The following is a 17486-nucleotide window of genomic DNA, read 5'->3' as shown; positions in this document are numbered from 1 at the left end:
CGGTTTAACCATGCAGGCCTTTCACCCGGACTCGAAGTTCATGGCCGCCTTCAACCTGTTCGCCGACATTGTCATCGTGAACATGTTGTTGATGGTCGCCTCACTGCCCGTCATCACCGGTGGGGCGGCAATGCGTGCTGCCAACGTTGTGGTGGGGGACATGGTGCAAGGCAAGGGGTCCCGTTACGGGTTGGCCTTCATCCGCCAACTCACCGTGGAGTGGAAGAACGCCACCATCTACTGGCTGGGCCTTCTTGCTGCGATTGCTCTTTTGGCGTACCAACAATTCGTGGTTTTCCAAGCTGGAGTGACAGGAGTCGCTCTCATTGTCATCCAAGGGTTAGCACTCGCCGGCGCCTTCATCATCGCCGGGATTAGTGTGTGGTTCTTCGCCTTGGCATCGCTTCAGAGCAGCGATGCCGAAACAAAGGAGATTGAATCGGATCAGGCTTTGGCGCAGACTGCCGGTACGGCGGTGCAGTGCACGTTCCGGTATCTCGGATACACCGTGGCTGCGGTAGCTGTTCTTGTGGCAGCGGTTGTTGTCACCGTGAAACTCCCCGTGGCGCTGTCTATCCCGCTGGTGTTCTTCCTCATCCCGGCGGTAGCGCTCTTCCTCGTACGCCTGATTCTCGCTTTGCCGCTGGGGCAGGAACTGGGGGAGTAGGCGGGGCCCTACACCGCGTCGAAAAGCGCGGCCAGATTCGATGGTGTGATCACGCCAAGCGGCTGCTGGTTGTTGTGGCCATGCTCCGTAATGATCACCAAGCGTGGCAAGGTGTTATGCGCTGCCGGTGAGGTCAGGGCAGCGATGACTTTGGCCGCTGAAGCATCACGGGGAAGAAACACCGCTTGATCCTTACGTTCATTGAACGTGAGCACGTGACGGATATCCCTGTGAGTGAGCGTGTCAGTGTCGCCCAGCTCATTGGCCAACCACCGGGCAATGGTGTTGGTGGTTAACACGCCAATGCACTGCTTGCCCTCGTAGATAGGGAACTGAGAGATGCCGGTGTCGCGGATAGAGCTCAACGCTTCGTACACGTCATCTTCTGGCCCAAAGGTGATCACATCCTGGTGACCAATCACATCCATCGCCGTTGGCGGGTGGAGCAACTGGTCGCGGATGTGCTCGATCTCCGCCACCGTTTCCGGCAAAGGTTCAGCAATGGGGCGGAAATTTTGATACTCGCCGTGGCTGATCGCATTGCGGAGGCTGGCGAATTCTTTCAGATCATTCGCCTGGGCTGGAGTAAGAACATGGTTCTTCTCAGCCTTGGACACCATCCAGTTGAAGCTATCGGACTTCTTTGCGTTGAGCTCGCTGCGCAGAAAAGACTCAATGTCATTGAACGCAGCGAGAAATGGAACTGCCCGGTTGGAATAGGCCTCTGTCATCGGTGTCACACCTCGTGCTTATTGGTAGACGCCACGGTTGAGGGTGTCGCATGCCTTCATTTGGCCAGAGGAATAGCCGGCGAGGAAAGCTTGCTGGCGCTGCTCAGAAGAACCGTGGGTCCAGGCATCCGGGTTGACCTGGCGGCCAGAGCGCTCCTGAATATGGTCATCACCAATCGCACGTGCCGTTTGGACTGCCTGCATGACCTGATCTTCAGTGATTGGCTCAAGCATCGCGTCCGCGCCCTTATCGGCGCGGGATGCCCAGATGCCGGCGTAGCAGTCAGCCTGCAGCTCAATTGCCACCGCTGCGGAATCCTCGCCCGGGTTGTTGTAATCGCTCAGACCCAACGTGCCCTCGATGTTTTGAATGTGGTGGCCCCACTCGTGAGCCAGCACGTACATCTGCGACAGCGAGCCATCACTACCGCCGAGCCTTTCCAGCTGATGGTAAAAGGTCACGTCCAGGTACACCGTTTGATCACGCGGGCAGTAGAACGGCCCCGTGTCGGAGGAAGCAAAGCCACAGCCGGTTTGGACATTGCTCTGGAACATCCGCAAATTGGGCATGCCGTAATCTAGACCGGCTTGCTCAGCCAGGATGGCCGGCCACAAAGCGTTAAGGGAGTCGGCGGTGGCTGCCGCACGGCATTCCGGGATTTCATTGACGGCACCATCAACTTCACACTGCGTGAGGTCAAAGCCCTCAGGGGCCACCTGGTTCTGCTCCTGCTGGGGGGCGCCACCATCGAGGCTGCCAATGTCACCACCGAGGAGGACAAACAAGCCGACGAGGAGCAGCGTACCCAGACCGCCACCACCCAACATGACGGGCATACTGCCGCCACCTCTACGCGAGCCGCCTGACGTGCTTACGCCTCTGCCGGATGGTCGCACACCACTTTTGAAAGTCATGGCCAAATCATGCCATATGTTCAGGTGCTTCCGTGGGAAGTGCTGTGAATGTGGAGGTGGTCTGATGTTCAAATAGGCATTCGGTAGAATCGCGTGAGTTAAACATTATTTAAGAACACGTGGAAGGACGTGGACTGCACCGTGCTGCGCACTCACCTCGCGGGGGATCTCCGCAAAGAAATGGATGGTCAAACCGTCACTCTCACCGGATGGGTTGGCCGCCGCCGCGACCACGGCGGAGTGATCTTCATCGATCTGCGTGATCGTTCTGGCTATGCCCAGGTAGTTTTCCGTGAATCTGACGTGGCGGAAGCAGCGCATGATCTACGCAGTGAGTACTGCGTGAAGGTCACCGGTGTTGTGGAGCCACGCCCGGAGGGTTCTGCTAACCCGAACCTGGCTTCCGGTGAGATTGAGGTCAACGCGACCGAGCTTGAGGTTCTGTCCACGGCAGCACCACTGCCGTTCCAGGTGGAGGACTTCTCCAACAACGAGGTAGGCGAGGAAACCCGTCTGCGTTACCGTTACCTCGATCTGCGTCGCGAGCGCCAGGCCAACGCTCTGCGCCTGCGTTCCTCCGCAAACAAGGCTGCCCGTGATGTGCTGGCTAAGCACGACTTTGTGGAGATTGAAACGCCGACGTTGACGCGTTCCACTCCGGAAGGTGCGCGTGACTTCCTGGTGCCGGCACGCCTGCGCCCGGGCTCTTGGTACGCACTGCCACAGTCCCCGCAGCTGTTCAAGCAGCTGCTCATGGTGGCTGGCATGGAGCGTTACTTCCAGATCGCGCGTTGCTACCGCGATGAGGATTTCCGTGCGGACCGTCAGCCGGAGTTCACCCAGCTGGATATTGAGGCCAGTTTTGTGGACCAGGATGACATCATCGCTCTGGCAGAAGAGATCTTGGTGGAGCTGTGGAAGCTCATCGGCTACGAGATCACTACGCCGATTCCGCGCATGACCTACAAGGAAGCGATGGAGAAGTACGGCTCCGACAAGCCGGATCTGCGCTTTGATATTGAGTTGGTGGACTGCACCGAGTTCTTCAAGAACACCACCTTCCGCGTCTTCCAGAACGAATACGTCGGCGCTGTGGTCATGGAAGGCGGTGCTTCCCAGCCACGCCGTCAGCTGGACGCATGGCAGGAGTGGGCAAAGCAGCGTGGCGCTAAGGGCTTGGCCTACATCCTCGTGCAGGAGGACGGCGAGCTGGCTGGCCCAGTGGCAAAGAACATCACGGATGAGGAGAAGGCTGGTATCGCAGCGCACGTTGGCGCGAAGCCGGGGGACTGCATCTTCTTCGCTGCTGGTGAGACGAGGGCGTCCCGTGCACTGCTGGGTGCTGCCCGCGGTGAAATTGCTAACAAGCTTGGTCTGATCAAGGAAGGCGACTGGGCATTTACCTGGGTCGTCGATGCGCCACTGTTTGAGTCGGCGGCTGATGCATCTGCTTCTGGTGATGTGGCACTGGGGCACTCCCAGTGGACTGCTGTGCACCACGCTTTTACCTCCCCGAAGCCGGAGTACCTGGACACCTTTGACAAGGAACCGGGTGAAGCGCTTGCTTATGCCTACGACATTGTCTGCAACGGCAATGAGATCGGGGGTGGTTCTATCCGTATCCACAACCAGGATGTGCAGAAGCGCGTGTTTGATGTCATGGGCATCAACGAGGAAGAAGCGCAGGAGAAGTTCGGCTTCCTGCTCGACGCATTCTCCTTCGGTGCACCGCCTCACGGCGGTATCGCCTTCGGCTGGGACCGTATTGTCTCCCTGCTCGGTGGTTTTGAGTCCATCCGTGACGTCATCGCCTTCCCCAAGTCCGGTGGGGGTGTTGATCCGCTGACGGATGCTCCGGGCCCGATCCCGGCAGCGCAGCGCAAGGAGACCGGTGTGGACTTCAAGCCGGAAGCTAAGAAGGCAGAACAGGCCTAACAGCACGTAGCAGCATCATGCTGGTTGGCGGCACAAACGTATGTTGAATCACGAGCAGATCATTGAGCTTGCTGAGGGGATGTTGAATCATCGCTACGGCGGGCAGCAGCTACTGACGGAACCGGAGGAACTCTCCGGCACCGGCAGCACGACTGTGTTGCGTTTGCGTGTGGCTAATAACCCGTTTTTGTCGCATCGCTCCGTGGTGGTGAAGTACTCGCCACGCACGGGTGATCCGATTGATGATGCTGCTTTTGTGCGTGAAGTGGTGGCCTACCAGTTCACTACCTCGCTGAGTGAGGAGGTCCGCCCAGGGCCGGTCATGCTCGGCTATGACCTGGACAAGCGCGCGATCATTTTGTCTGATTCCGGTAACGGCGACACGTTGGCCACGCTGCTGGAAACCTCGGATGAGGAACAGCGGGTGAGGTTGTTGCGGAACCTGGGGACGTCGTTAGGCAAAATGCATGCGGGCACAGCGGGAGCGGAAACGAGCTTTAATATTCTGCTGGCGCGCATGGTGAAGAACATTGACGGCGCGCGTGACGTGCAGCTGATGCGTGAAGGGCTGCTAGAAAATCGCATTCTTGAGGGCCTGGAGATTGTGCGTCGCGCCGGTGTTGATGTGCCTGAGAACGTCGCTTCCATCGCGGATACGGTGCAGGTACGCATGTTGCACGGCGGGTCACGGGCATTCACGCCTTTTGATCTGTCGCCGGACAATATTCTTTTCGCGGACCGCACGCAGTTCCTGGACTATGAGTGGGCGGGTTTCCGTGACGTTATGTTCGATGTCGCTGGCGTCATTGCTGGTTTCCCGCAGTACATTTCTTCGCGGGCGCTGAGCGATGATGAGGCAAAGGTTTTCGTAGAGGCCTGGGCAGCTGAAGTTGGCGGCGCGTGGCCTTCGGTGAACAACGAGGACACTCTGCAAGCACGCATCACCGCATCACTCATTGGGTGGGCGTTTTTCAGCGTGTCCATCCTCTACGTGGACGGCGATGACACGTTGTCCGGTCCTCGTTACGGCAAGGGCGGCTGGGCAGTGGACGTGGACTCACCCTCCGGGGAGCACACGGACATGTTCGACCCGCAGATCCGCGAGGAGGATGTTGAGCTGGGCGCGAGGATTCTGCGTTCTTCTGCACGCCAAGATTTCACTCCGGAAGAGATAGCTATCCGCCGTGATGTCGCGGGCACTTTCGATGCTCTGGCACGTTATGCCGCAACGGGCACGGAGCCCACATACGCAGAGATTGCCTCTTTTGCCACGTCAGTTGCGGAGCGTTTGGTGTGACACAAGGCGGGCTTTTCTCGGATCCGGCGGATGCGGCGGACTCAACATCATCCGCCCCGCGTGGTGTCGCGTTCTTTGAAGCTGGGGCCACCGCGCCCTTGGCTGCGCGGATGCGGCCGCGCAATCTGGATGAGCTCGTCGGCCAGCAGCATTTGCTAGGCCCGGGCCGTCCGCTACGCCGTTTGGTGGAAGGTTCCGGCGATGCGTCGGTAATTCTGTACGGCCCGCCGGGAACTGGTAAGACAACGATTGCTTCGCTCATCGCGCAGGCAATGGGGCAGAATTTCGTAGGCTTGTCCGCATTGTCCTCCGGCGTCAAGCAGGTCCGTGAGGTCTTGGACGCTGCGCGCCGTGATCTCGTGCGTGGCCAGCACACGGTGTTGTTCATCGATGAGGTCCACCGCTTTTCTAAAACTCAGCAGGATGCGTTGCTCGCCGCGGTGGAGAATCGCACGGTTCTGCTCGTTGCGGCCACGACGGAGAACCCGTCGTTTAGCGTGGTCGCGCCGTTGCTCTCACGTTCGTTGCTGTTGCGCCTGGAATCGCTGTCCGACGCAGACATTGCCACAGTGCTTGAGCGCGCAGTCACGGATGAGCGAGGGCTCAAAGGGGCAGTGTTGCTTGACGACGCGGCACGGGACCAACTCGTCCTCCTCGCCGGCGGCGATGCCCGCCGGGCGCTGACTTACTTGGAGGCTGCGGCCGAAGGCGCAGAGGATGGCCGTATCACCACCGAGGTGATTGAGCGCAGCGTGGACCGTGCTGTTGTGCGCTATGACCGCGATGGGGACCAGCACTATGACGTGATCTCTGCCTACATCAAGTCCATTCGCGGCTCTGACGTAGACGCAGCGTTGCACTACCTTGCCCGCATGATTGAGGCGGGGGAGGACCCGCGCTTCATTGCCCGACGTTTGGTCATCCACGCGTCGGAGGACATCGGCATGGCTGATCCTACGGCACTGCAGGTGGCCACGGCAGCGGCGAACGCCGTGCAGTTTATCGGTATGCCGGAAGGACGCCTACCCCTGGCGCAAGCCACCATTCACCTTGCTACCGCGCCGAAATCCAATTCCGTGTACACAGCGATTGATGCCGCGCTGGCGGATATCCGTAAAGGACATGCCGGCACTGTCCCACCGCACTTGCGCGATGGACATTATGAGGGGGCGAAGGCCGTGGGCAACGCGGTTGGCTACATCTACCCCCACGATGATCCGCGTGGTGTGGTGCAGCAACGCTACATTCCCGAAGGTTTGGATGAGGCCCGCTACTACACGCCCAGTGGCCACGGCGCCGAAAAGCGCATCAGTGAATACGCCGAACGCCTGCGCCGAATGGTGCGGGGTGATGGGGCTGGGCAGTAGGCGCGCACAAGCATTACGGGCAAAGCGGGTAAGGTGATGCGCGTTAAGTTTTGCCCTAGCCAACGTTTTAACGTTCATTGCATCTTGTAAGGATTCTTTCGTGCAAACTCATGAGATCCGCGACCGGTTCACACAGCACTTCGTCGATGCGGGCCACGTGCCCGTCCCCAGCGCATCGTTGATTCTGGACGACCCGACGTTGCTGTTTGTGAACGCCGGTATGGTGCCCTTCAAGCCGTACTTCCTGGGCCAGCAGAATCCGCCTTTTGAAAGCGGAACCGCAACCTCCATCCAGAAGTGCGTGCGCACCCTGGATATTGAGGAAGTGGGTATTACCACCCGCCACAACACCTTCTTCCAGATGGCCGGTAACTTCTCCTTCGGCCAGTACTTCAAGGAAGGCGCTATCACGTTGGCGTGGGAGCTGCTGACGAAGCCCTTGGACAAGGGTGGCTTCGCACTTGATCCGGAGCGCCTGTGGGTGACTGTGTTCACTGAGGACGATGAGGCAGCGGAGATCTGGGAGAAGAAGATCGGTGTGCCGGCTGAGCGTATTCAGCGCCTGGGCATGGAGGACAACTTCTGGTCCATGGGTGTGCCGGGCCCGTGTGGTCCGTGCTCCGAGATTTACTACGACCGTGGCCCTGAGCACGGTAAAGAGGGCGGCCCGATCGCTGATGACAACCGCTACATGGAGATTTGGAACCTCGTGTTCATGGAGTCCATCCGCGGTGAAGGCGATAAGAAGGGTGGCTTTGATATTCTCGGCGAGCTGCCGAACAAGAACATTGATACCGGCTTGGGCATTGAGCGCCTGGCTTGCATCCTGCAGGGCGTGGACAACGTCTACGAGACTGACTTGCTCGCCCCGGTGATCGCCACCGCGGAGAAACTCACCGGAACGAAGTACGGTGCGAACCAGGAATCGGACGTCCGCTTCCGTGTCATCGCTGACCACTCCCGTACCGCGATGATGATCATTCTTGATGGTGTGACCCCGTCCAACGAGGGCCGTGGTTACATCCTGCGCCGCCTGCTGCGTCGCATCATTCGTTCCGCGCGTCTGCTGGGTGCACAGAGCCACACCATTGAGCAGTTCATAAACACGATCATGGACACTATGACTCCTTCCTTCCCGGAGATTGCGGACAACCGCGAGCGCATCCTGCGCGTGGCCGTGGCGGAAGAGAAGACCTTCCTGAAAACCCTGGAGTCCGGCACCCACCGCTTCGACGAAGCAGCTGCACACGTGAAAGAATCCGGTGCTGCGGTTCTGTCCGGCGAGCAGGCCTTTGAGCTGCACGACACCTATGGTTTCCCCATCGACCTCACCCTGGAGATGGCAGCTGAGGCTGGTCTGGACGTGGACATGGATGCCTTCCATGCCGCGATGGAGGAGCAGCGTAACCGCGCGAAGGCCGATAGCAAGGCGAAGAAGACCGGCAACATCGACGAGTCCCTCTACCGCGAGTGGGTTGATGCGCACCCGACCGAGTTCGTTGGCTTTGAAGAACTCGAGCACGAGTCGAAGGTCCTTGGCCTCGTCCGTGGCGGCGAGAAGGTCGGCGAGGTTGCCCAGGGCGATGAGGTTGAGGTCATTCTGGATGTCACCCCGATGTACGCCGAGGGCGGCGGACAGCTGGCTGACCGTGGCCGCATTGTCATCGGTGACACCATTCTGACGGTCCACGACGTGCAGAAGGTGGGTAATAAGAAGCTCTGGGTGCACAAGGCAACCGTGGAAAACGGTGGCTTGGATGTGGGGCAGGTTGTGCGTACGGAGGTAGATCCGAAGTGGCGCCACGGCGCACGCCAAGCGCACACCGCTACCCACCTGATCCACGCTGCTCTGCGTCAGGTGCTGGGCCCCACAGCTGTCCAGGCTGGTTCCATGAACAAGCCGGGCTACCTGCGCTTTGACTTCAACTACACCGAGCAGCTCAGCCCGGCGCAGTTGGAGGAGATCTCCCTCATTGCCAACCAGGCAGTGGACGCGGACTTTGCCGTGAATACCTTTGAAACCTCTTTGGCACAGGCTAAGGAGATGGGCGCGTTGGCACTGTTCGGCGAGAACTACGGTGACCAGGTGCGCGTGGTGGAAATCGGTGGTCCGTTCTCCATCGAACTGTGTGGTGGTACTCACGTGGAGCACTCTTCCCAGATCGGTCCGGTGGCAGTGCTGGGTGAATCCTCCGTTGGCTCCGGTGCGCGCCGTATTGAGGCGTACTCGGGCATGGATTCCTTCTCCTACTTTTCCAAGGAAGCCGCCATTGCCAACGCATTGGCAGGGGAGATGAAGGCCCCGTCCGATCAGCTGCCGGAGCGCATTGCTGCACTGACTGAGCGCCTGCGTGCTGCTGAGAAGGAAATTGAGAACCTGCACAAGCAGCAGCTGGCCAACCAGACCGGTGAGTTGATTAACAACGCGGAGACCATCGGTGACGTGAAGTTCTTGGGTGTCAAGCTTCCGGATGGTGTTGGCGGCGGGGACTTGCGCACCATGGCGCAGGATCTGCGTGGCCGCTTCGGTGAGACCGCAGCTGTCATCGTCCTGGCTTCCGACAACGGCGGCAAGGTCCCGTTCGCAGTGGCAGCAACCCCGGCGGCCGTGGATAAGGGCATCAAGTCCGGTGCTTACGTTGGTCTTTTCGGTGGCTACATCGGCGGCAAGGGCGGCGGCAAGCCGGACCTGGCACAGGGTTCCGGGTCGGATGCTGCTGGCATTGATGCCGGTTTCAACGCTGTGCGCGAGGAGCTCAGCCGGCTCTAACCGGTTTTAAGCTAGAGTGCTTCCAAGGTCACGAAATGATTACGTGACACGCCCTACAACGGGTCTGTGACAGTGCCTTCACCAACTACCGTGGGTGAAGGCACACGCGCAGGTGCCACACATCCGACACACAGTTGAGGTTCACGCGAGTAAATGAAGGTACATCCTGATACGCCTGGGGTTGATGATCCCGGGGTTGGTCGCCGCATCGGCATTGATGTGGGCACCGTGCGTATCGGCGTGGCTTCCTCTGACCGCGATGGGCTTCTAGCCACGCCCGTGGAAACTGTGCCTCGCGTGACCGGTTTCAAAGACCGTGATGGTGAGGATATTGAGCGGCTGCTGGAGATCATTGAGGAGTATGAGGCCGTTGAGGTTGTCGTGGGGCTTCCGCGGGACCTCAAGGGCAACGGCTCTGCGAGTGTGAAGCATGCCAAGGAGATCGGGTTCCGTATCTCCCGCCGCAGTGATGTTCCAGTGCGCTACGCAGATGAACGTTTGACCACGGTCGCTGCAACCCATGCCTTGCGTTCCTCCGGTGTATCGGAGAAGGCAGGCCGCGCGGTGATTGACCAAGCAGCTGCGGTGGCCATTCTGCAATCCTGGCTTGATGGCCGCGCCAACGCGCTAGCCACGCAGCAGGACCAGCACCCAACGACCGCTGACCCCTGTTCAGTTGAATAACCCCAAGGAGATCTAATCGTGAGCACGGCACAAACCTCGCAAGGCCGCACCCGCGGTGTCGCGGTACTCATCGTGTCCATTCTTCTGATCCTCGGAGCAGTGGTGTACATCGGCGTTGCCCGTTCGACCTCCTCGGGGGCGGATTTTAGCGGTGACGGTAACGGTCAGGAGCAGATCGTTGAGATCCCGGAGGGCTCCAACCTGACCGCGCTAGGCCCGACACTGGAGGAGCTGGAGGTTGTGCGGTCGAACCAGGCATTCCAGTCTGCTTTAGCGTCCAACCCGGATGCGGATAATATCCAGCCTGGCTTTTACCGCCTGCAGAAGAAAATGAGCGCGAAGTCCGCGGTTGCTGCGCTGCTGGATCCGGCCACTCAAATTGAGATGTTGAAGATTCCAGGTGGGCAGACGCTTAACGACGTCCGCGTGGTCGGCGGCGACGTTCGCTTTGGCATCTTCTCTAGCATTTCCCGCGTGACGTGTGGTGAGGATGGCAAGGCCGAGGGCTGCATTCACGTTGATGAACTGCAGGACGTCGCGGCCCAGACGGATCCGTCTGAGCTTGGTGTGCCGGAATGGGCACTGGGCCCCGTTAGCGCACGCGAGGGTGACCCTAAGCGCCTTGAGGGTTTGATTGCCCCGGGTGAGTACGTGGTCAACCCGAATGCTGATGCGAAGGCGATTTTGACTGATCTGATTACGCGTTCGGCGAAGAAGTACAACGCCACCGACATCGTCGGCCGTGCACAGGCCATTGGCGTGAGTCCGTATGAGCTTCTTATTGCAGCATCCCTTGTGGAGCGTGAAGCGCCGGCAGGGGAGTTTGACAAGGTGGCCCGCGTGATCTTGAACCGCCTTGACGCACCCATGCGCCTGGAGTTTGATTCCACCGTGAACTACGACCTTGAGTCCGTTGAGGTGGCTACCGGCGATTCGGACCGCCAGCGTGAGACCCCGTGGAATACCTACGCCAAGGATGGTCTGCCTGATACGCCGATTGCTTCGCCTTCGGAGGAAGCGATCCGTGCGATGGAGAACCCTGCTGAGGGTGAATGGCTCTTCTTCGTCACCATTGACAAGGACGGCACCACGCTGTTCACCAACACCTTCGAGGAGCACCAGGAAGCAGTCCAGCGGGCGTACGAATCCGGGATTCTGGATTCCCAGCGCTAGACAAGGAGCTTGCTGGCATGACCGTGATCAATCACCGCGCGGCGGTGCTGGGCAGCCCGATCGCGCACTCACTGTCACCGGTGCTGCACTCAGCCGGCTATGAGGCGGCTGGCCTTGATGGCTGGGAGTATGAGCGTATTGAGTGCACAGCTGAGCAGCTGCCAGACATCGTTGGCAATGCCGATGAGAGCTACCGTGGCTTCTCTGTCACCATGCCCGGCAAGTTCGCAGCGCTGGAATTTGCGGATGAAGTCACCGATCGTGCCCGCGCGATTGGCTCGGCCAACACCTTGGTGCGCGAGACTCGCGATGGAAAGACCTTCTGGCGTGCTGATAATACGGACTGCGAAGGCATCTCCGGTGCACTGAACGAACTCGTGGGGCCGGAGAAGAAGCTCGGCCACGTGCTGCTCATCGGCAGTGGCGGCACCGCCCGCCCGGCACTGTGGGCGCTCACCCAACGTGGCGTGGATAAAGTCACGGTTCTCAACCGCTCCGACCGCTCCGAAGAACTTGCCCCGCTGCTGGAGAACACCGGCGTGGAAGCGGACTTCATCAATTTCGAGCGTGATCTTCGGGATCTGGCATTGAGCGTTGACGCAATCATCTCCACGGTGCCAGCAAAGGTTCTGGAAACACGCTTCGCTGAGCTTGGCCACGCTCCAGTCCTCGATGTGATTTATGACCCCTGGCCGACACCGCTGGCCACGTGTGCTGCCTCCAACGGGCACATGACAGTGGGCGGGTTGGTCATGTTGGCATGCCAGGCGTATTCACAGTTTGAACAGTTCACGGGTGTGGACGCCCCACGGGAAGAGATGCGAGAGGCATTGTTCCGTCACGTCGGCTGGGTATCGCCGACCGGTGTGACGCGACAGAATCGCATGTAGGCTTAAGCCCCACAACGTGATCTGGGGGGGTGGATCAACATGTTTGGGGGAAATGCCAATGACGCGCATCTAGTAGCGCTGGTTCTGGCAGTGCTCCTAGCGCTCGCGTGGACGGTGACACTTGTTGTGTGGGATGTGCGCGAGCAACGTCTGCCCAATGCGCTCACTCTTCCCGCAGCAGCCGCAGCTGTAGTGGCGTGCTTCGTGTATCCCACGGGGTGGTGGGGGATGCTATGGCCCGGAATGTATCTGGTCACAGCGCTGGCCACGCCCGTGAATAGACCTGGTATCGGTGGCGGTGACATCAAACTCGCTGTGCCACTTGGGGTTGCCGTCGCGCTTTCAGGTGGCGTGATGGGTGTGTTAGGGGCGATGCTGTTGAGCAGCATGATCACGGTATGCGTCCTCCTTGTTGCCCGACAATCCGGCATGGCGCATGGTCCGTCGATGCTCACTGCAGCCTGGCTGGTGGTCATTGCGTGCGCCCTTACGTGAGACTGTGTGGCCAATGTGAGACAATGCCTCCATGCTTCGATGGACTACTGCAGGTGAATCCCACGGTCAGGCGCTTATCGCGATGGTTGAGAATATGCCAGCCGGGGTCACTGTCTCCACTGAGGAGATCGGCCACCAGCTTGCTCGCCGCCGCCTTGGCTATGGTCGTGGTGCGCGCATGAAGTTTGAGCAGGACGAGCTCACGGTTCTCTCCGGTGTGATTCACGGGAAGACGATTGGTAGCCCGATTGCCGTGATGATTGGCAATAAGGAGTGGCCGAAGTGGACCACCATCATGTCCCCGCATGAGTTGGACATGGAAGACCCAGAGGTGGCTAAGGCCATGAGCTCTGGTCGTGGTGCGTCACTGACTCGCCCGCGTCCAGGTCACGCCGATTTCGCCGGCATGATCAAGTACGGCTTTGATGCGGCGCGTCCGGTGTTGGAGAGGTCGTCGGCACGCGAAACTGCCTCGCGCGTGGCGGCCGCAACGATCGCGCGTTCCTTCCTGCGTGAGGTCCTCGGTGTTGAGGTTCTCTCGCACGTCATCTCCATCGGCGCGTCCGAGCCGTATACCGGACCGCTTCCGAAATTCGAGGACATTGAGCGTATCGACGCCTCCCCGGTCCGCGCGTTCGGCATCGAGGCCGAGGCGTCCATGATCACTGAGATTGAGGCGGCTAAGAAGCAGGGTGACACTCTCGGCGGCATCGTTGAAGTCATCGTGGAGGGCCTGCCGATCGGCTTGGGTTCCCACGTGTCTGGTGATGCCCGTCTTGATGCGCAGCTGGCTGCAGCCCTTATGGGCATCCAGGCAATCAAGGGCGTTGAGGTCGGCGATGGCTTTGAAGAAGCACGACGTCGTGGCAGTGAAGCCCACGATGAGATGGTGCGTGATGGTGATGGCGTGCGCCGTGAGACCAACCGTGCCGGTGGCCTCGAAGGCGGCATGACCAATGGAGAAGCCCTGCGTGTGCGTGCTGCGATGAAGCCGATTTCCACTGTCCCACGCGCGCTCAAGACCGTGGATATGTCCTCCGGCGATGCTGCAACCGCGATTCACCAACGCTCGGACGTGTGCGCTGTGCCGGCTGCCGGTGTGGTTGCGGAAGCGATGGTGGCACTCGTGCTGGCACGCGCTGTGCTGGAGAAATTCGGTGGTGACAGCATCGAGGAAACAAAGCGCAACGTGGAGGCGTACAAGCAGTACGTTGCGGAGCGCCTCGCTTTCGAAGGAAACAGCGATGACTAGCCCGGGGTTCCCTGTGCCAAAACCTGGGCCGCGTCGTCCAGCCACACCGCAAGAGCCGGTGGAGACCCTGGGGGAGCAGGTCGTGCACGGATCCCCCCGCGTTGTTCTTGTTGGCCCGCCCGGTGCCGGCAAATCCACCATCGGCCGTCGCCTTGCGCGTGCGATGAATCTGCCACTGGTGGATTCAGATGAGCTCATTGCTAAAGGCGAAGGCAAACCCACCGGCGAGGTCTACTCGGAGCTCGGTGAGGAACGCTTCCGCGAAGTCGAAGCTGACTACGTCGCGCAATCCCTGGCATCTGGTGGCGTGGTGAGCCTGGGTGGTGGGGCAGTGGTCACCGAGTCAACCCGCAAGCTCCTCCAAGCGCACACCGTGGTGTGGATTGATGTATCCGTGGAGGAAGGCGTGCGCCGGACGTCCGGCAATGACTCCCGCCCGGTACTCAACGCCGAGGATCCGGTGGCGCATTACCGCGCGCTGCTGGAAGCACGTGAGCCGTTCTACCGTGAGGTAGCCATGCACCGCGTGCGCACCGATTCACGTCCCCCGCAACGCCTCGTGGCGGAGATTCTCAACCTCATTGAATCCGGCTAAGCCACGCTCAACCACGGACAGCAATAATCAAGCAGTACAAAACCAGTAGCAACCAGCAAGCAGCACAGAAAGCATTTCACCATGGCGGTTATCAGTGTCACTGGCCCGAACCCGTATGACGTGCACATTGGTGCGGGTCTGGATGAGAAAATTGCTACGCGCGTAGCGGACACAGGTGCGCGCCAAGCGGCGATCATTCACCAGGGGCCACTGACCCCCATCGCGGAGCGGCTGCGTGAGCTCATTACGGCGAAGGGCGTGGAGGTCACCCTAACGGAAATCCCGGATGCGGAAGACGGGAAGTCTTTGCCTGTGCTGAGTGGCCTGTGGGATCTCTTCGGTGAGAAGAATTTCTCCCGCCAGGACGTAGTGCTGGGTCTTGGTGGCGGTGCGACAACAGATCTTGCTGGTTTCGCCGCCGCAACGTGGATGCGTGGAATCAAGGTCATTCAGGTTCCTACGACGCTGCTTGCCATGGTCGATGCCGCAGTCGGTGGCAAGACCGGCATCAACACGGATGCCGGGAAGAACCTCGTCGGTGCCTTCCATGAGCCGGATTCCGTTTTCATTGACTTGGACCGCCTGGACACCCTCGCGCACGAAGAATTCGTTGCCGGCTCCGCCGAGATCATCAAGACCGGTTTCATCGCCGACCCCGTGATCCTGGATATCTATCAGCAGGGCGATGATGTGCCGAAGAACAAGATCGCGGAGCTCATTGAGCGTTCCGTCGCGGTCAAGACCCGAGTGGTGAGTGAGGACCTGAAGGAGTCGTCCCTACGCGAAATCCTCAACTATGGGCACACGCTCGGCCACGCGCTGGAGAAGCGCGAGGATTACCGCTGGCGTCACGGCAATGCCGTCGCTGTGGGCATGATGTTCGTCGCGTTGCTGGCAAAGAATAGGGGGCTTATTAGCGATTCGGTGGTTGCCCTCCACCGCGACATCCTGACCAGCGTGGGGCTGCCGGTGACCTACGACCCGGCTGCTTTCGACGAGTTGTACGAAGGCATGACGCACGACAAGAAGAATCGTGACGGGCGCATCCGCTTCGTTGTGCTTGAAGGCATTGGCAAGACATCTCGCCTGGAAGATGCGACGATCGAGGAGATGCGTCAGGCGTACACTGAGCTCACGCGACCAACGCAGTAAACAAGGAGGGTGACGTGAAGGTTTATGTGCTCAACGGGCCAAACCTGAACCGGTTGGGAAAGCGCCAGCCGGAGATCTACGGCTCGACGACACTGGCGGATGTGGAGCAGCGCCTGCGCGCGCTCGCCGGTGACAAGGTGGAGCTCATCTTCCGCCAGTCCAATCACGAGGGCGAGCTTATCGACGTAGTGCATGAGGCTGCCGACAATGGCGCCGCCGTGATTATCAACCCCGGTGGCTTTACCCACACCTCCGTTGCTTTGCGGGATGCGTTGGCAGAAATAAGCGATGGCGCCGGCTTCATTGAAGTGCACATTTCTAACGTGCACGCGCGTGAGGAGTTCCGCCACCACTCGTACTTGACTCCTATTGCCATTGGCGTGATCGCTGGCCTGGGTGTTGAGGGTTATGAGCTCGCGCTTGAGTACTTCTTGAGGAGGTCCTGATGAGCTTCGCTGATTCCCGTTTCCTCACCCGCCGGCGCACCTTGTCCGCGCAACTAGCGGGCAAACGCATTGACTCTTTCTTAGTCACTCATCCGACCAATGTGCGCTACCTGTCTGGCTTCACTGGTTCTGCGGGAGCTTTGCTGGTGAACAAGGATCTTTCCGCCGCCATTGCCACGGATGGCCGCTACACCACGCAGATCGCCGATGAAGTCAAAGACATTGAGGCCGTGATCGTGCGCAATGGGGCAGAAGCTCTGCTTGCCACTGTGCCGGAAGGCTGGCGTGTGGGCTTTGATGCAGCGCGCACTACCGTGGCTGAACTCGAAGCCATGAAGAAGGCATGCCCGGATGGTGTGACCCTCGTTCCCGTCGATGGGGCGATTGAGCAGATCCGGCTGCGCAAGGACCGCTATGAGCTGGCCCGGCTGGAAGAGGCAGCACAGATTGGTACGGATGCGCTGACGGGCCTGATCGAGGCAGGAGAACTGCGTGCCGGACGCACGGAGCGTGACGTGGCAGCTGACCTTGAATACCGCATGCGCCTGCTGGGGGCGGAGCGCCCGAGCTTTGACACCATCGTGGCGTCTGGCCCGAACTCGGCGTTGCCACACCATGGGGCAGGTGAGCGAGTGATTGAGAGTGGGGACATTGTCACCATTGACTTTGGTGCCCATTACCGTGGCTTCAACTCGGATATGACGCGCACCTTCATCATTGGGCATGTTTCAGACTTCGCGCGGGAGATCTACGAGACAGTGCTTGAAGCCCAAAAGGCAGGTGTCCGCGCAGCCACAGCTGGGCGCGCGTTGGTTGAGGTGGACAAGGCGTCCCGCGACATCATTGAGCAAGCTGGTTATGGCGAGTACTTTGTTCACTCCACCGGACACGGTATTGGCCTGGATGTGCACGAAGGTCCTGCCGCGTCCACGCGCGCGAAGGGTTCACTCGAAGAGAACATGACCCTGACCATTGAGCCAGGCATCTACGTGCCAGGACATGGGGGAGTGCGCATTGAGGACACAGTGGTGATTACTTCTGGTGCTCCACGCGTGATCACCACATTCCCGAAGGAACTCACTGTCCTCTAAGGAGCCACGCTGCCTTAAGCATGTGC

Annotated in this window: 16 protein-coding genes; 14 read left to right on the top strand and 2 right to left on the bottom strand. The window is 59.8% G+C overall.

Annotation, left to right across the window (positions count from 1 at the left end):
* The first annotated feature begins 10 nt into the window (after positions 1–10).
* Positions 11–667 (top strand): MusI family membrane protein, encoded by a 657-nt coding sequence (locus QP968_RS06735; protein ID WP_284855645.1) that lies wholly within the window; start codon positions 11–13, stop codon positions 665–667.
* Between the two features lie 8 nt (positions 668–675).
* On the opposite strand, the gene QP968_RS06730 is transcribed toward QP968_RS06735, so the two are convergent.
* The gene (locus tag QP968_RS06730) at positions 676–1398 is read right to left on the bottom strand and encodes a CBS domain-containing protein (RefSeq protein ID WP_284855644.1); all 723 of its coding nucleotides are present in this window, start codon (positions 1396–1398) and stop codon (positions 676–678) included.
* Between the two features lie 18 nt (positions 1399–1416).
* Positions 1417–2313, bottom strand: a complete 897-nt coding sequence (ypfJ, locus tag QP968_RS06725) for a KPN_02809 family neutral zinc metallopeptidase (RefSeq protein WP_284855643.1) — start codon at positions 2311–2313, stop codon at positions 1417–1419.
* Positions 2314–2454: 141 nt separating this feature from the next.
* Here ypfJ and aspS point away from each other — a divergent pair, with 141 nt between their 5' ends.
* The 13 genes from aspS (at position 2455) to QP968_RS06660 (ending at position 17460) form a co-directional block, all read left to right on the top strand.
* The gene (aspS, locus tag QP968_RS06720) at positions 2455–4248 is read left to right on the top strand and encodes an aspartate--tRNA ligase (RefSeq protein WP_284855663.1); all 1794 of its coding nucleotides are present in this window, start codon (positions 2455–2457) and stop codon (positions 4246–4248) included.
* Positions 4249–4288: 40 nt separating this feature from the next.
* Positions 4289–5545 (top strand): phosphotransferase family protein, encoded by a 1257-nt coding sequence (locus QP968_RS06715; protein ID WP_284855642.1) that lies wholly within the window; start codon positions 4289–4291, stop codon positions 5543–5545.
* Entirely contained in the window at positions 5542–6912 is a 1371-nt protein-coding gene (locus QP968_RS06710; RefSeq protein WP_284855641.1) for a replication-associated recombination protein A, read from the top strand. Before QP968_RS06715 ends, QP968_RS06710 begins: the two co-directional genes overlap by 4 nt.
* Positions 6913–7012: 100 nt before the next feature.
* On the top strand, positions 7013–9682 hold the full coding sequence (gene alaS / locus QP968_RS06705) for an alanine--tRNA ligase (RefSeq protein ID WP_284855640.1): 2670 nt from the start codon (positions 7013–7015) through the stop codon (positions 9680–9682).
* Positions 9683–9835: 153 nt separating this feature from the next.
* Positions 9836–10366 (top strand): Holliday junction resolvase RuvX, encoded by a 531-nt coding sequence (ruvX, locus tag QP968_RS06700; RefSeq protein ID WP_284855638.1) that lies wholly within the window; start codon positions 9836–9838, stop codon positions 10364–10366.
* An 18-nt stretch (positions 10367–10384) separates the two neighbouring features.
* Positions 10385–11539 carry an endolytic transglycosylase MltG gene (gene mltG, locus QP968_RS06695; protein ID WP_284855637.1) on the top strand — a complete coding sequence of 385 codons (1155 nt, stop codon included), beginning with the start codon at positions 10385–10387 and terminating at the stop codon, positions 11537–11539.
* 17 nt (positions 11540–11556) lie between these two features.
* A complete protein-coding gene (locus QP968_RS06690) occupies positions 11557–12429 on the top strand; it encodes a shikimate dehydrogenase (RefSeq protein ID WP_284855635.1) in 873 nt (290 codons plus the stop codon).
* 39 nt (positions 12430–12468) lie between these two features.
* Positions 12469–12924 carry a prepilin peptidase gene (locus tag QP968_RS06685; RefSeq protein WP_284855634.1) on the top strand — a complete coding sequence of 152 codons (456 nt, stop codon included), beginning with the start codon at positions 12469–12471 and terminating at the stop codon, positions 12922–12924.
* A gap of 31 nt (positions 12925–12955) precedes the next feature.
* Positions 12956–14176 (top strand): chorismate synthase, encoded by a 1221-nt coding sequence (aroC, locus tag QP968_RS06680; RefSeq protein ID WP_284855632.1) that lies wholly within the window; start codon positions 12956–12958, stop codon positions 14174–14176.
* Positions 14169–14771 carry a shikimate kinase gene (locus tag QP968_RS06675; protein WP_284855631.1) on the top strand — a complete coding sequence of 201 codons (603 nt, stop codon included), beginning with the start codon at positions 14169–14171 and terminating at the stop codon, positions 14769–14771. The genes aroC and QP968_RS06675 overlap by 8 nt, the downstream gene beginning before the upstream one ends.
* Positions 14772–14852: 81 nt before the next feature.
* Complete coding sequence (aroB, locus tag QP968_RS06670) at positions 14853–15923, top strand: 3-dehydroquinate synthase (RefSeq protein WP_284855630.1); 1071 nt, start codon at positions 14853–14855, stop codon at positions 15921–15923.
* 14 nt (positions 15924–15937) lie between these two features.
* Complete coding sequence (gene aroQ, locus QP968_RS06665) at positions 15938–16369, top strand: type II 3-dehydroquinate dehydratase (protein WP_284855629.1); 432 nt, start codon at positions 15938–15940, stop codon at positions 16367–16369.
* Positions 16369–17460 carry a M24 family metallopeptidase gene (locus QP968_RS06660; RefSeq protein WP_284855628.1) on the top strand — a complete coding sequence of 364 codons (1092 nt, stop codon included), beginning with the start codon at positions 16369–16371 and terminating at the stop codon, positions 17458–17460. The genes aroQ and QP968_RS06660 overlap by 1 nt, the downstream gene beginning before the upstream one ends.
* Positions 17461–17486 lie beyond the last annotated feature (26 nt).

The sequence above is a fragment of the Corynebacterium sp. MSK041 genome (assembly GCF_030232265.1).
GTDB lineage: Bacteria > Actinomycetota > Actinomycetes > Mycobacteriales > Mycobacteriaceae > Corynebacterium.
Note: the sequence above shows the minus strand (reverse complement) of the source record. Positions and strands in the feature narration are given on the sequence as shown.